The sequence below is a fragment of the Streptomyces triticagri genome (genome assembly GCF_003429565.1).
GTDB lineage: Bacteria > Actinomycetota > Actinomycetes > Streptomycetales > Streptomycetaceae > Streptomyces > Streptomyces triticagri.
Genome location: NZ_QUAK01000149.1, coordinates 81,297 through 95,211 on the forward strand (window position 1 = coordinate 81,297; position 13,915 = coordinate 95,211).

The 13,915-nt window shown below is 66.7% G+C and carries 8 protein-coding genes and 1 pseudogene; 5 read left to right on the forward strand and 4 right to left on the reverse strand.

Annotation, left to right across the window (positions count from 1 at the left end):
• The first annotated feature begins 100 nt into the window (after window positions 1–100).
• The 3 genes from DY218_RS24725 to DY218_RS24735 all read left to right on the forward strand — a co-directional run bounded on the left by DY218_RS24725 (window position 101) and on the right by DY218_RS24735 (window position 2,864).
• Window positions 101–706 carry a helix-turn-helix domain-containing protein gene (locus DY218_RS24725; RefSeq protein WP_199566845.1) on the forward strand — a complete coding sequence of 202 codons (606 nt, stop codon included), beginning with the start codon at window positions 101–103 and terminating at the stop codon, window positions 704–706.
• Window positions 707–812: 106 nt separating this feature from the next.
• Window positions 813–1,682: a class I SAM-dependent methyltransferase gene (locus DY218_RS24730; protein ID WP_128558348.1), complete on the forward strand. Its 870-nt coding sequence runs from the start codon at window positions 813–815 to the stop codon at window positions 1,680–1,682.
• 456 nt (window positions 1,683–2,138) lie between these two features.
• Entirely contained in the window at window positions 2,139–2,864 is a 726-nt protein-coding gene (locus DY218_RS24735; RefSeq protein WP_233521890.1) for a hypothetical protein, read from the forward strand.
• 453 nt (window positions 2,865–3,317) lie between these two features.
• Here DY218_RS24735 and DY218_RS35950 read toward each other — a convergent pair.
• Window positions 3,318–3,518, reverse strand: a pseudogene (locus tag DY218_RS35950) (IS256 family transposase); the annotation flags it as partial.
• Window positions 3,519–3,914: 396 nt separating this feature from the next.
• Window positions 3,915–5,315, reverse strand: a complete 1,401-nt coding sequence (locus tag DY218_RS24745) for a hypothetical protein (RefSeq protein ID WP_233521891.1) — start codon at window positions 5,313–5,315, stop codon at window positions 3,915–3,917.
• Between the two features lie 580 nt (window positions 5,316–5,895).
• On the opposite strand from DY218_RS24745, the gene DY218_RS24750 reads away from it, so the two are divergent.
• Together DY218_RS24750 and DY218_RS24755 are read left to right on the forward strand one after the other, a co-directional pair.
• Window positions 5,896–9,948 carry an AAA domain-containing protein gene (locus DY218_RS24750; RefSeq protein WP_128558350.1) on the forward strand — a complete coding sequence of 1,351 codons (4,053 nt, stop codon included), beginning with the start codon at window positions 5,896–5,898 and terminating at the stop codon, window positions 9,946–9,948.
• Window positions 9,948–10,790, forward strand: coding sequence for a hypothetical protein (locus DY218_RS24755; RefSeq protein WP_128558351.1), 843 nt, complete (start codon window positions 9,948–9,950; stop codon window positions 10,788–10,790). Before DY218_RS24750 ends, DY218_RS24755 begins: the two co-directional genes overlap by 1 nt.
• Window positions 10,791–10,968: 178 nt before the next feature.
• Here DY218_RS24755 and exaC read toward each other — a convergent pair whose 3' ends face one another.
• Window positions 10,969–12,492, reverse strand: coding sequence for an acetaldehyde dehydrogenase ExaC (gene exaC, locus DY218_RS24760; protein ID WP_128558352.1), 1,524 nt, complete (start codon window positions 12,490–12,492; stop codon window positions 10,969–10,971).
• 56 nt (window positions 12,493–12,548) lie between these two features.
• Entirely contained in the window at window positions 12,549–13,835 is a 1,287-nt protein-coding gene (locus DY218_RS24765; RefSeq protein ID WP_128558353.1) for a GAF domain-containing protein, read from the reverse strand.
• Between the last annotated feature and the right edge of the window lie 80 nt (window positions 13,836–13,915).

Sequence of the window (13,915 nt, forward strand, 5' to 3'; positions counted from 1 at the left end):
GAGCGTGCCGGTCGCCGGGGCGATGCGATGGGGGAGTCGAGGTGAGGACTGGTGGCTCGACGCTAAGCCCGGATTGCCGACAGGGCATACGATGTTGCCCATGACGCAAGAAGATGGGCAGTTGGACAGCCTCGTACGCAAACGAATCCGCGCTCTGCGGGTCGCCCAGGGCTGGTCCCTGGAGGAGCTGGCCACCCGCGCGAACCTCAGTCAGTCCTCGCTGAGCCGCATCGAGAACGGCCGGCGACGCCTCGCCCTCGACCAACTGGTCACCCTGGCCCGCGCCCTGGACACATCCCTTGACCAGCTCGTGGAGAACGCCGCCGACGACGTCGTCATCAGCCCGATGATCGACGGCGCGCACGGAATCATGCGCTGGCCCGTGAAGGGCGATCCCGGGATGAGTGTGATGCGCCAGCGGATGACCGAACCGCCGCCCGACAACCCGGCCCGGATGCGCGCGCACCCGGGCCGAGAATGGCTGGTGGTCCTGTCCGGCACCGCCGTCCTCATGCTCGGCCACCGGCGCTTCCGCATGGAGGCCAACCAGGCCGCCGAGTTCCCGACGATGCTGCCGCACGCGATCGGCGCCGAGGGCGGGCCGTGCGAGATCATGGGCATCTTCGACCGCGACGCCCGCCGCGGTCACCAGCGGGAGGCCGCCGAAGCGGGCGACCGCGGCGAGGCGCAGACGCCCCGCGAGTGACCGGCGCCGGGCAGGATCTTGCGTGGCCGGCAGCAGCTGGGGCCACCTTCTTGCGGATACGGCAACCGACGCTGCGATCGGCGCAGCACGGCTCTACGGTGCAGCCATGACCCATGCGCACGACCACTTGCCCCACGAGCACACTCCGCACGAGCACACACCCCACGACGACAGGGCTCAGGCGGAGATCCTCGACCTGGACGCCGAGGTCCTCGCCGAGCACATCGCGTCCATCACCGCCTGGCTGCCCCTGAAGTCCGCGCCCCGCCAGATCGTCGATCTGGGCTGCGGCACCGGAGCGGGCACCTTCGCCCTCCTGGACCGATTCCCCGACGCCCACATCACTGCCGTCGACACCTCCGCCGGTCATCTGCAGCTGCTGCGCGAGAAGGCGTGCGCCCAGGGCGTCCTGGACCGCGTACGCACCGTGCAGGCCGACCTCGACGCCGCCGGCTGGCCGGACCTCGGCACACCGGACCTGGTGTGGGCCTCGGCGTCGATGCACCACATGGCCCACCCCGAGCGCGCCCTGCGCAGCGTCCGCGAACTACTCGCACCGGGCGGCCTGTTCGCCGTCGTCGAACTGGACGGCTTCCCCCGCTTCCTGCCGTACGACGTACCCGAGCACAGGCCCGGCCTCGAGGAGCGCGCGCACGCCGCGACAAACAGCTTCCACGCCGAACACGTCCCGCACCGCGGCGCCGACTGGGGACCGATGCTGAGCGCCGCCGGCTTCACCGTCGAGGACGAGCGCACCATCACCGTCCGCATCGAGGCCGCCCGCAGCGAGGCCGTCACCCGCTACGCCCGCAGCAGCCTGCAGCGCCTGCGCGGCACCGCCGCACCCGCGCTCGGCACCGAGGACCTCGCCGCACTCGACGAACTCCTGGACGCCCGGAGCCCGCACAGCATCCTGCACCGCGACGACCTGACGGTCCGCACCGAACGCACCGTCTGGGCGGCCCGCCGCGCCTGAAGCGAGAGACGACAGCTGCCGGGAATCCGGAAAGTGACTGGATCTGCCCGCGCGTCGAGTTCAGGCGGGCCGTGCGGGCGAGGGCCGGACGCCTCGTCGAGCGGGCCTGAGCGAAGGGTTCGTAGCCATCTGGTCTAGGGCTGGCAAACTATGGCGGGAGCGGCGACGAGCGCGGCTTCCGTCCCCTGTGCTGCCCGTACACTGCGCTTGCCAGCACAGGAAATGTCAACTGGCCGGAAGCAAACGGAGATCGGCATGGCTTCGGGGGGATGGGGGCCGGCAAACGGCCCGAATCAGCCTGGCGGCAACGGACCGGGTGGGCAAGGCGGTTGGGGCGCTCCCTACGGACCACCGCACGGCGGCCCCGGAGTGCCACCACAGAATCCGGGCCCGAACCCTTACGGCCCTCGGCCCACGAGACCCGCCCCCCGGCGCCGGCGGTTCGGGCTCATCGGCATGCTGTTCCGCTCCGCGCACCGCGTGGCCACCAGACTCTTCGCGCAGGAGGGCGACGGCCGGATCGTCGACCGCACCGTGGACCGCGTCCAGGGGATCCGCACGGTGCTCGGTGCCGCCGCCACCGTCTTCCTGATCCTCGCCTACAACGTGGATCCGAACCGCTGGGAGGACGCGGCGTTGGGCGGCGCCGCCCAACTGATCATCGCGCCAGTGGTGCTGATCATCGCCGCGCCCTTGGTCATCATCGGCTTCATCCGGTACGCGCCCCCGCATGTGCGGCCACAGCTGCGCTCCCGACTGCGCGCTCCGCTGAAGGCGGTCGGCTGGTACGTCCTGACGCTGGTCGTGATCGGCGGGATCCTCGTCGCGACGGCCCAGACGGTCAACGCCGACGACGGCAAGAGCCTCTGGGAGTACGCACTGGTCATCGCCTCGCTGGTCGTGATCGTGTGGGGCTTCCCCTTCTTCTTCCTGGCCTCGCTGTACTCGGCCCGCACCGCCTTCAACAGCGCCCAGGTCCACCCGATGCTGCCGCCCGTCCTCACCATGACACTGGTGTGGGTGTTCGCGGCCTTCAGCGTGATCGGCGACGGCGGCATGCCGCCGGGCCCACCTCTCGTCCAGTTCTGCTCCGTCCTGGGCGGCCCGCTTTCGGTGACGGCTGTCTCGCTGTGGGAACTGCGGCGGATGAAGACCCGCTTCGGCGTCGTACTGCGCGCCTGAGCCAAGAACGGCGCCCGACCGGCACAGGACCAGGTCAGGCGCCGTTCTCGTACTCCTAGAAGAAGCCCAGCTTGTCCGGCCAGTACGACACCGGCATGTTCTTGGTCTGCTGGCGGTACAGCCGCTGCACCCACGTTGACCAGGGGCAAGGGTAGTTGGTGCAGCTTTCGGGCGGGGCTGGGCCGGGAATGGTCCGGATCTTGGTCTGGCGGGACCCGTTCGGGTCATGCTGTCGCTGTAGTGCGAGCGATCGGGAGGCGGGACCGGACGGAGCAGATGGGTGGCTGCCCGTACGCTGGCAATCTGGGATCAAGGGTCTCTGTGCCGTCGTCTCCTGGAATGGCGTTCGGCTGGACCTTGATGCGGGTCGTGTCGGCGAGGAAGTCGGTGACCTGCTGGGCCGTGTAGGTGTTCGTGCGGTAGATGCCGAAACAGGTCACGGTTGCATCCTTCTCAGACCGCGTGGTTCTCGGTGCGTTCAACCAGTTGGCCATTCCCGAAACGGGCGCCCGCGCGGACCAGCGGGATCGGATGGGTTCCCGTGGTCTCCCGCCGGCGTGACTGGGCGTACCCGACGGGCTTGAACACCATCGGGACGGCAGCGGCCGGACTGCCAGAACGTCGGGTGACATTCGTGCGGAGCTTGACCGTGGAAACGTCCTGAAGCCATCCGTTGTGGTGCGGGAGGGGTGGCTCGTCGACCCCACAAACTTCGTCGGTGACTCGTGCTCGACGAGGTCTGCCCGCCAGGCGTCGACGTCGCTCGTTACCTGAACTACCACGAGGATCCGGTGCTTCGCGGAAGGAGAGGATCCAGAGTGCTGGGCGCGACGGACCAGCGCCCTGTGTCCGACTTCCGTGCTGGCTGCGCTCGACCAGCAAGATCCCCGGGAGGTCTGAGAACCGCGTGTCCCGCTTCTGTGGGGCAGGAATCGTTTGACTTGCTTACGGGAGAAGTGGGTTCTGCATGATTTCCTTCGGCAATCCCAGTCCAGGCGTCACCGAGGAAAGTCTTGTCTTGCGGTAGAAGGGCCCATTGGATACGGCGACTCAGGGCTTGCGCTGTCGTCGAAGCGGCAAGATCCTTAGTGCCATCACGGTGCCGTTCGGTTGAAGGGAAAGGGGACTGGTCTGCCTGTCCTCTTTCTGGATATCGCCCCACGTCGAACTCAGGTTGTGGGCTACACGCCGATATTCTTCCACCTCTCCCTCTTTGATTAACTTGTACAGATTCTCGGCCATTCCGGAGAAAGCCTCGACGCGCACGGATCCCAGCCGGAAGACGTGATCGGTACCTACGAACTTCACGCCGCCAACATAGATTTGTGCGTCGTCGACACTTGACGTCGCGGCGAAAATGGGCACCTGGTAGTGCTTTCGGCCTTGGCGTGCGGTCAGGTAGTGGGCTGTGTTGGGGCCGCCGCCTGCGAAGGCCGTCAGGCCGGCTGCCCCGGTTCGTGCAAGGAGTTGACCGAACCACGCGAGGTCGTCAGGGCCTACTTGAAATCCGTCGACTCGGTGCGCTCGTTGCCCTTCATGGACAGGGATCTGAACGGCGTTGAGGTACGGGATGCCGGGTCTATCTCTGATCTCGTCGTCTGCGTTTCCGGGCGCTCCTGGTACTCGGAGGGGGAGCTGAGCGTCGCCTGGTGACTCGATCACATTGACCACGATGCCGCCTTGACCAATGAGTTCGGTCGAGAGCATCAGGCTGGCAGCGGTGTTCCAGTCTCCGAACTGCATGCCCTCGGTCAGCTCGGCGCCCTTGACCAACTGTTGAAGGGTAGTGCTGCGCGTCTTGCCACCTCGCTTGCTGGGCTGCTGGTGGTTACCGCGGCACGCTACGAACGTGATCTTCGAAGGTTCGCCGGGCTTCCAAGCCTCAAGGATGTAGTCAGGGCGCGGCCGTGAGGAATTGCTGTGCTGCGAGACGTTTGGCGGCCAGCCGGCACGCAGAACCGTTCCCGTATCCACCACCGAGACGATGTGGCCCGGATACCGTTGTTGCACGATGTGTTCCGCTGCTGCGAGTCCAAACCCCACGGCCAACTCGCGTGCTTGCATCCCCTTGTACCAACTCTCGGGCGTACGGCCCCTCTCAGTGAGGTCCATGGCGCGGGCGCGGTTCCCATGCAGGGCTTCGCAGAACTTCAGACTCAGCCAGTGTTCTGCGAGTCCGTGCCCCATGCCCTGGCCTGACAACACGTATCCGCGCGCCAGCGCGTGCAGCACTTGCCAAGGTGTCAGTTCAATCGTGGAGCCTGATTGTGCGCGCGCGACGGGGTGAAGTGTGGGCTTTCTGCGGAGCGCGCTCTGCCCGTTTTCGCGCCGCTTCTTGTCGACGGCCGCTGCCGTCGACTCGACCTGGGCGACGAGCTCCTGTGTGGAGTGGAGGTAGATGCTCGCTGGGCGTCGGAGTGCGTTCATCGTCTGTCGCGCGGTCCTGGCCATCCATCCCCCTACGCCGTCGCCCTCTGTAGCTGGCGTGGAACGTAGTCGGGGGTGGCCAGGCGCACGCAAGTGCGCATGGCATGTGAAATGTCGAATTGGCTGGAACTGAGTTCGCCTCGTGTAGATCAACTCTGGGCAAGATGGTCGCCTCTCAGGCGGTCCCGAAGAGCGCCGTGGTGCGGTTCGACTGCCAAGCGCCTGCCTCGCGGCAGGCGGAGATTGTCGCTCTTGCATGTTGCGATCGTGGCAAGGCGAGGTTCTTGACGGTGCTGATGTCGACGTGGCGCCTGCGGCAGGTGAAGAGGCGGCACTCGAGAGTGGCACGTCGTGATCGCAGGCGAGTAAAGCGAAATGCTCTGGCTCCGCAGCCGAAGGTCATTTTGTACACGAGCTGAGACCCGTTCATTGAAAATGCGCCGCATCTGCGCCGTGTGTGCTTCCGACGCGCCCCTGTGTGTCTCAATTTTGCCTGTGGCATGACCTCTTCCGCTCGTATGTTGATCTGTTCGTCTCGGCCCGAGAGCGGACGACGACCCATACACGGTCGGAGCTAGCAGCCCAGATCAGCCAAGGGGGAGACGTGGACGAACACGTGGGACCTATACGCCGCCGGGCGGTGGAGGTCTGCGCGCAGCAGTGGTCCGATGCGCTGATCGACTTCGGCCCCTACAACACTCTGCTGCACTTCAAAGACACGAAGCGGGCGACCCTGGACGTCACCTGTGCGGCGTCACAGGCACTGACCTCGCTACTGAATGGCCGCGCAACCCGACTGGCCAGCCTTTTCCCGGCCGTTGATGATCACAAAACGGCGTGGGCGCGAGCGCGTGGTCTCCGCCGCAAGATGGTCGAACTGGCGGAGGAACAGGGCATCGACGCCGGGCGCCTGGCGCTTGGCCTGGTGCGTGTCGAGCCCTCAACTACGCGTGGCAATCGTCCGCTCGCAGCCCTGTGTGCTCCCCTTCTCCTGCAGCCGCTGACCATTGAACCGCGCACCGCGACGGAGAGCGACTTCGTCCTCGAAGGAGTGAGCGAAGCCGAGATCAACCCAGTCCTGCTCTACGCCCTGAGCCGACAGTACGGTCTGGATGGTGATCTCGAGGAGCTCTCTGACAAGATCGCGAACGCGGTCGAGGAGTGCGCGGATCCTGGTGAACGTACCCGTTGCGCCTATGCGGTGCTGCAGACGGCTTGCACCCGTAGCCACCTCAGTGTGGAACTTGAAGAACGTGTGGTGGCCGGCGTCTTCAGCTTCGACCGCCTTCCCATGGTCAACGACCTCGCCCGATCAGTTGACTTGCTGGCGAGCCACCCGGTTGTAGCGGCCCTGGCCAAGGACAAGGAGGCCGAACGTGCCCTGCATGCGGAGACAGCCTCTCACGTGGCCTCCAGCGCAGACTCCACCGCACCTCGGTCGGAATATCTGGTACGTGACGCCAACGGCTCTCAACAGAAGGCCATCAGCGCCGCATTGGCCGGCGCTCACCTCGTCATTGAAGGACCACCCGGCACGGGCAAGAGCCAGACCATCGCCAACCTGATCGCCGCCTTTGCGGCATTGGGTAAACGGACGCTCTTCGTCGCCGAGAAGCGTGCCGCCATCGAAGCGGTGACCGACAGTCTTGCCGAGGTCGACCTCGGCGGACTGGTCTTCGACCTGCATGGCAACAAGCTCAGCCGCCGCCAGACCGCCAGGCAACTGTATGAGGCCCTGGAACGCGCCGGAAAAGAGCCTCCACCCCGCCCTGACGGTCTCCACCGAAGTCTTGATGGCCATCGGGAACAGGCCCTGAGGCACGTCCAGGAGTTTCACCAGCTTCTGGCGCCTTGGGAGATCAGTCCCTACCAACTCATCACGCGCCTCATGGCCAGCCCTCGTGACCAGCACACCCGGCTGCGGCTTCGCGGCGGCGACCTGTACCGCCTCCACGGAGAGCAGCTCCTCCAAACCGAAAGCGACCTGCGCGCCCTTGTGGCCAAGAACGGCCTTCTGGTGCGATGCGGATCCTCCCCCTGGTCTCACCTGCCAGTCCGCTCCGACAACGAACTGCATTCCGTCGTCGCCAGCCTCGACCAACTCACCGGCCGTGCCCTCACAGATGCCCGACGCACCGTTGAGAAGCTCGTGAACGCAGCGGGACTGCGACCGGCCGACGACGTCCATGGATGGCAATCCCTCCTCGCTCTGCTGGATGACGTCACCACAACCCTCAGCCGCTTCGAGGTAGCCGTCTTCGACTCGGGCCTGAGCGACATGATCGCCGCGACAGCAGACCAGGCCTGGCGCAAGGAGCGCTCAGTGAAGATCGGTTGGTGGCAACGTCGAAAACTGACATCCAGAGCGCGGGGACTGGCCAAGGACGGCTGTCGAACCCGCTCTTTGCTGCACGCGGCACTCACGGAGGCAGCCGATCAGAAGGCCCGGTGGCAGGAACATGCTACGACTGACGAAAGCAGCCCATGGGCCGTCCCCGGGCTGGCCAACGCTGTCGCCTCCTTCACGCAGGTGCGTGATCAGCTGGCTGCGATCGCCCTGTGCGTGCGCTGGGACGGATGGGAGAACACGTCCACCGACGACGTCGACCGATTCATCCAGCGACTTGACCAGGACCGCGCGACGCTGCTGCGGATGCCCGAGCTCAACCAGCTCACCGACCGCCTGGAGTCGGCCGGGCTCGGCCGCTTGCTGGACGAGCTCGCCGAAGCCGGAACCACGCCCGACAGGGCTGTCGGAACCCTGAACCACCTCTGGTGGGCCTCTGTCCTGGACGAGGCCCACATGCAACACCCCTACTTGCGCTCCTTCGTCGGAACCGAGCACGATCACACGATCGAGCAGTTCCAACGTCTCGACCGCACCCATCGAGACCTCAATCCGGCTCGCGTCCGGTACGAGGTCGCCACCCGCCTGCGGAAAGCCCGCGATACGCACCCCGACCAGAACACCCTCGTGCGCACCCAGGCCCACCGAAAATCCCGGCACCTGTCCGTCCGCAGACTGGTTGAAAAGGCGCCCGACGTCCTCATGGCCGCCAAACCGTGCTGGGCCATGTCCCCACTCGTCGTGAGTCGCGTTCTACCCGCCACTCGCCTCTTCGACGTCGTCATCTTCGACGAAGCCAGCCAGGTCCTTCCGCACGACGCCATCACATCCATCATGCGCGCCCACCAGGTCATTGTCGCCGGCGACCCGCACCAACTCCCCCCGACGACCTTCTTCCAGAAGCTTCTCAGCGGCGCAGGCGAAGAATCCGATGACGACGAGTCTGGCGACGCCGCGCCAGATGCCTTCGAATCCCTCCTCGACATGCTGTGCAGCCACCTCCCCGTACACACCCTCAAATGGCACTATCGCAGCCGCGATGAACGCCTCATCGCCTTCGCCAACCACACCATCTACAACGACACACTCGTCACCTTTCCGGGCACCACCCAGGCGAGTCCACTACGCCTGGACATCGTCGACGCCCAGGCCCGCCCCGGCCAAGCCGGCTCCTCAGACGAAGAAGTGCAACGGGTCGTCGACCTCGCTCTGGCACATGCCACCCGCACACCGGGCCAGAGTCTCGGAGTCATCACCATGGGACAGCGGCACGCAGAGCGGATCGAACTTGGTCTGACCCAAGCTCTGAAAGGCCACCCGGACCTGCAGGACTACTTCAGCCCCGATGCTGGCCCGCGCCAACGCTTCTTCGTCAAAACGATCGAGCAAGTCCAAGGCGATGAACGAGACGCCATCATCCTCAGCATCGGCTACGGGAAAGCCGCCAACGGACGCCTGGCCATGAACTTCGGCCCGCTCAACAACGAAGGGGGAGAGCGTCGCCTCAACGTGGCGATCACCCGCGCCCGCCAGTCGATGACCGTCGTCACCTCGCTCACCCACCACGACTTCGACCCGTCCAAGCTCCTGGCCACCCGCCACCGCGGCCCCGAGATGTTGCGCGCGTTCCTGGAGTACGCCGCTCACGGAGGAGACCTCCAGCGCACCGGCAGTGCACGCACCGACTGGAACCTCAACGGTTTCGAGCAACAGGTCCTCGCCGCCCTCGAAGCAGCTGACGTCCCGGTCACACCGCAATGGGGCGTGTCCGGCTACCGCATCGACTTCGCGCTCGGCCACCCCACACGCCCTGGACAGATGGTCCTCGCCGTCGAAACCGATGGCGACCGCTACCACCGAGCTCCCAGCGCTCGCGACCGCGACCGACTGCGCCAAGAACACCTCCAACGACTGGGATGGCGCTTCCACCGCATCTGGGCGTCCAGTTGGTTCGCCAACCCAAGCGCCGAACTCGAACGACTCCTCGACACCTGGCGTGATGCCACAGATCGGGCCGACCGCGCACCAATCCCCGATTCAGTCCAACACCCGCCGGCTCCTCCACCGGCGGTCGGCCGCGGCGCACGCCCCACTGTGCCGCACGGAGGACGCACCGCCGACTACAGCGACGCCGACCTGCTCGCGCTGGCCAACTGGCTCCTGAGCGACGGGTACCAGCTCGATCGCGACACCCGAGTCGGCCAGGCCCTCACCGAACTCGGCTTTAAACGACGCGGACGCGTGATCACCGAACGTCTCATCCGCGCCTTCGAACAGGCCCAGAACCCGGCAGACAAGGAAGCGTACTGATGAAGAAGCTCGACGTCCTGACCCTTGAGCGCGTCGCTCGTCTCATCGTCGACATTGACGGCCCCTTCGAACGGCGCGGCTACCAGCTGGAACAACTCCTGCGACGCGCAGCCTGGCCATCGCCTCCCGACTACGACGGCTCACCGCGCATCGCGTGGCTTACGGACGTCATGGCCGGTACCGATGACCACGCCGCTGTCAGTCGACTGCTCTGTCGCATCTGTGACCCGCTCGAATACGACGACGGCCGTTCCTCCGCCGAGATCATCCGCCAAGAGCTGAACAGTCTCCTCGCAGCAGAGCGGGTGGCGGTCACCTACGTCGCAGGGCGCCCCGTCCTGGGAGAGGTCGGCACCGACGGTCACAGCACGCTGTTCTCCGCCCCCGAGGACCTGGAAGAGCGAATCCGTCCCCTCGTCAGCAGCGAGGAGTTCCTGCAACAACTCATGGAGAGGGTCACCGAAACGCAGATCTGTGAGCAGCACGGTGCGTACGGCATGGCGCTCATCGGCATCGGCAGCTTCACGGAAGCCCTTCTCCTCGAGGTACTAACCCATAGAGATCCAAGCCTTCAACGAGGCTTCCCCCAGGGCGAGAAGCGCGTTGCCCCTGAACGGGCGAGCTTTGCCCTGCTGCTCGACACTGCTCGTACCCGAGGATGGATTCAGATGGACGCCCACGACTTCATGGCGATCGTCCGTGAGTATCGAAACTTCGTCCACCTCCGCAAGCAACGAGAACGCGGCGTGGTCCCGGATCGAGACACCGTCGGCATGTGCTGGGGACCAGTCCTCGCGGTGCTCAACGACCTCGAGACCACCCGAGAGCACATTGTTGTGTGATCACGCCCACCACCAGACGTCGCCGAAACGTAGCGCCCAGATGGTCCATGGCTGGTCCGGGGCGGGCGCAATTTCGCGGTGAATGGATCCAGAAGGTTACTGACGGGTCACTGATAGTGGCTGCACTCTGTGGGTGCCTGAAAGGGCAAAGCTTCTTCCAGGCACCCAACTTGAGGCTCTAGAAGAAGCCCAGCTTGTCCGGCGAGTACGACACCAGCATGTTCTTCGTCTGCTGGTAGTGGTCCAGCATCATGCGGTGGTTCTCGCGGCCGATGCCCGACTGTTTGTAGCCGCCGAAGGCGGCGTGGGCCGGGTAGGCGTGGTAGTTGTTCACCCAGACGCGGCCCGCCTGGATCGAACGGCCCGCCCGGTAGGCGGTGTTGGCGTCCCGGGTCCAGACCCCCGCGCCGAGGCCGTACAGCGTGTCGTTGGCGATCTTGATGGCGTCGTCGTAGTTGTCGAAGGACGCGACCGACACCACCGGACCGAAGATCTCCTCCTGGAAGATCCGCATACGGTTGTCGCCCTCGAAGACGGTCGGCTGGACGTAGTAACCGCCCGCCAACTCGCCGTCGTACTGCACGCGGTGGCCGCCGGTCAGGACCTTCGCGCCCTCGCGCTGACCGATGTCCAGATACGAAAGGATCTTCTCCAGCTGGTCGTTGGAGGCCTGGGCGCCGATCATCGTCTCGGTGTCCAGCGGATGGCCCGGGACGATCTGCTCGGTGCGCGCGACCGCCGCGTCCAGGAACTCGCTGTAGTGGCCGCGCTGGATGAGCGCACGCGACGGACAGGTGCAGACCTCGCCCTGGTTCAGGGCGAACATGGTGAAGCCCTCGAGGGCCTTGTCGCGGAAGGCGTCGTCCTCGGCCCACACGTCGTCGAAGAAGATGTTCGGCGACTTGCCGCCCAGCTCCAGCGTGACCGGTTTGATGTTCTCCGAGGCGTACTGCATGATCAGCCGGCCCGTGGTGGTCTCACCCGTGAAGGCGACCTTCGCGACCCGCGGGCTGGACGCCAGCGGCTTGCCTGCCTCGGCGCCGAAGCCGTTGACGATGTTGACCACGCCGGGCGGCAGCAGATCGGCGATGAGACTCATCCAGTAGTGCACGGAGACCGGGGTCTGCTCCGCCGGCTTGAGGACCACCGCATTGCCCGCGGCGAGCGCGGGTGCCAGCTTCCAAGTGGCCATCAGGATCGGGAAGTTCCACGGGATGATCTGCGCCACCACGCCGAGCGGCTCATGGAAGTGGTACGCCACGGTGTCGTCGTCGATCTCGCTGAGCGAACCCTCCTGCGCGCGGATGGTGCCCGCGAAATAGCGGAAGTGGTCGATGGCGAGGGGGATGTCCGCCGCCAGTGTCTCTCGGACCGGCTTGCCGTTCTCCCAGGACTCGGCGACGGCCAGGGACTCGAGGTTGGCCTCCATGCGGTCGGCGATCCGGTTGAGGATACCGGCACGCTCCGCGGCCGGCGTCCGGCCCCAGGCGGGAGCCGCCGCGTGCGCGGCGTCGAGGGCGCGCTCGACGTCCTCGGCGGTGCCGCGGGCCACCTCGGTGAAGGACCGTCCGTTCACCGGACTCGGATTCTCGAAGTACCGGCCGGCCGCGGGCGGTACGTACTCACCACCGATGAAGTGGTCGTAGCGGGACTGGTAGGAGACGAGGGCGCCTTCGGTGCCGGGCGCGGCGTAACGGGTCATCTCTGCTGGCCTCCCGTGGACTGCTGCCCGCCGTTGGGCAGCGCTGTCCCGGCACGCTAGGTGCGCGGAGGTTGCAACCACGTTGCGGCGGACTGCTCCGCGTCCAGGGCGTCCGACCGGTCCTGGACCGCGGCCCGTTCGGGCGCGCCCCGCGGCAGGGAGCGGGCGAGGGCGCGCCAGATGTCGGCGTCCTCGGTGCCCCAGGGGCTGTGCGCCCAGTCGGCGAGCAACTGGGGATCACCACGGTCGGTCAGGGCGGCGCGCAGCGCACGGTCGAGCCGGTCGCGCAGGGTGGCCACCGCGGGCGCCAGGGACAGCGGCAGCAACGGACCGTCGTACGCCCGCATCGCCGCCGACACGGCTCCCGTCGCCAGCCTTCGCTCCACCAGCTGGAAGTCGGACTCCACCGGTTCGGTGAGCCGGTACGGGCGGGAGGCGAGCAGATCGGGGCCGAGCAGGCCGCGGAGCCTGGACAGTTCGGCCCGTAGGGTCACCGGCGACATCGACTCGTTCTCGTAGAGATGCACCAGGAGCTGATCACCGGTCAGGCCCTCGGGGTGGCAGGCGAGCAGGACCAGCAGCTCGCTGTGACGGCGGCTGAGGCGCAGCTTGCGGCCGTTCGCGACGAGCAGTGCCTCGTCCCTGCCGAGTGCGTGCAGTTCGACCGTGCTGCGGCCGACGGGGCGTTGGTCCAGGGCAAGTTGGGTCTCCGCGGCGCGGGCGACGGCCTGCACGAAGGCGAGGCTGTGCGGATGGGCGAGCCGGTCGCCGCCGGTGATGTCGACCGCACCGAGCAGCCGTCCGGTGTGCGGATCGTGCACGGGGGCGGCGGCGCAAGTCCAGGGCTGCACACGGCGGGTGAAGTGCTCGGCGGCGAAGACCTGCACGGCATGATCGACCGCGACCGCGGTCCCCGGGGCGTTGGTGCCCACCGCCGTCTCCGACCAGCGGGCACCCGGTACGAAGTTCATGCAGTCGGCGCGCTTGCGGGTGGCGCTGTGCCCCTCCACCCACAGGAGTCTGCCGTGCGCGTCGCACACAGCCAGAAGGTGTTCCCCGTCGGTGGCGAAGGTGCTCATCAGTTCGCGGAACAGTGGCATCACCCGGGCCAGCGGATGCTCCGCGCGATAGGAACCGAGGTCGTCGTCGGTCAACTCCACGCGTGCGGAGCCGTCGGGACTGACCCTCGCCCGGGCCGAGCGCTGCCAGGAATCGGCGACCACGGCACGCACGGGCCGCTGGACGGTGCCCGCGGCGGTGAAGGTGTCGTGCGCGCCGCGCAGGGCACGCGCATGGTCCGCCGGATCCACGCCGGAAGTGAGAGCGACCCACGGATCCGTCAACTCGGCCTCCCCTCGGGGGCGATGCGTCACCTGCCATCGTCGCCCCGCGGCGGGCGCCCGACAACCGCCCCAGCAGGAAC

Coding starts and splice junctions, on each gene's coding strand:
- DY218_RS24725 (WP_199566845.1), top strand. CDS start 101: ATGACGCAAGAAGATGGGCAGTTGGACAGCCTCGTACGCAAACGAATC.
- DY218_RS24730 (WP_128558348.1), top strand. CDS start 813: ATGACCCATGCGCACGACCACTTGCCCCACGAGCACACTCCGCACGAG.
- DY218_RS24735 (WP_233521890.1), top strand. CDS start 2,139: ATGCTGTTCCGCTCCGCGCACCGCGTGGCCACCAGACTCTTCGCGCAG.
- DY218_RS24745 (WP_233521891.1), bottom strand. CDS start 5,315: ATGGCCAGGACCGCGCGACAGACGATGAACGCACTCCGACGCCCAGCG.
- DY218_RS24755 (WP_128558351.1), top strand. CDS start 9,948: ATGAAGAAGCTCGACGTCCTGACCCTTGAGCGCGTCGCTCGTCTCATC.
- exaC (WP_128558352.1), bottom strand. CDS start 12,492: ATGACCCGTTACGCCGCGCCCGGCACCGAAGGCGCCCTCGTCTCCTAC.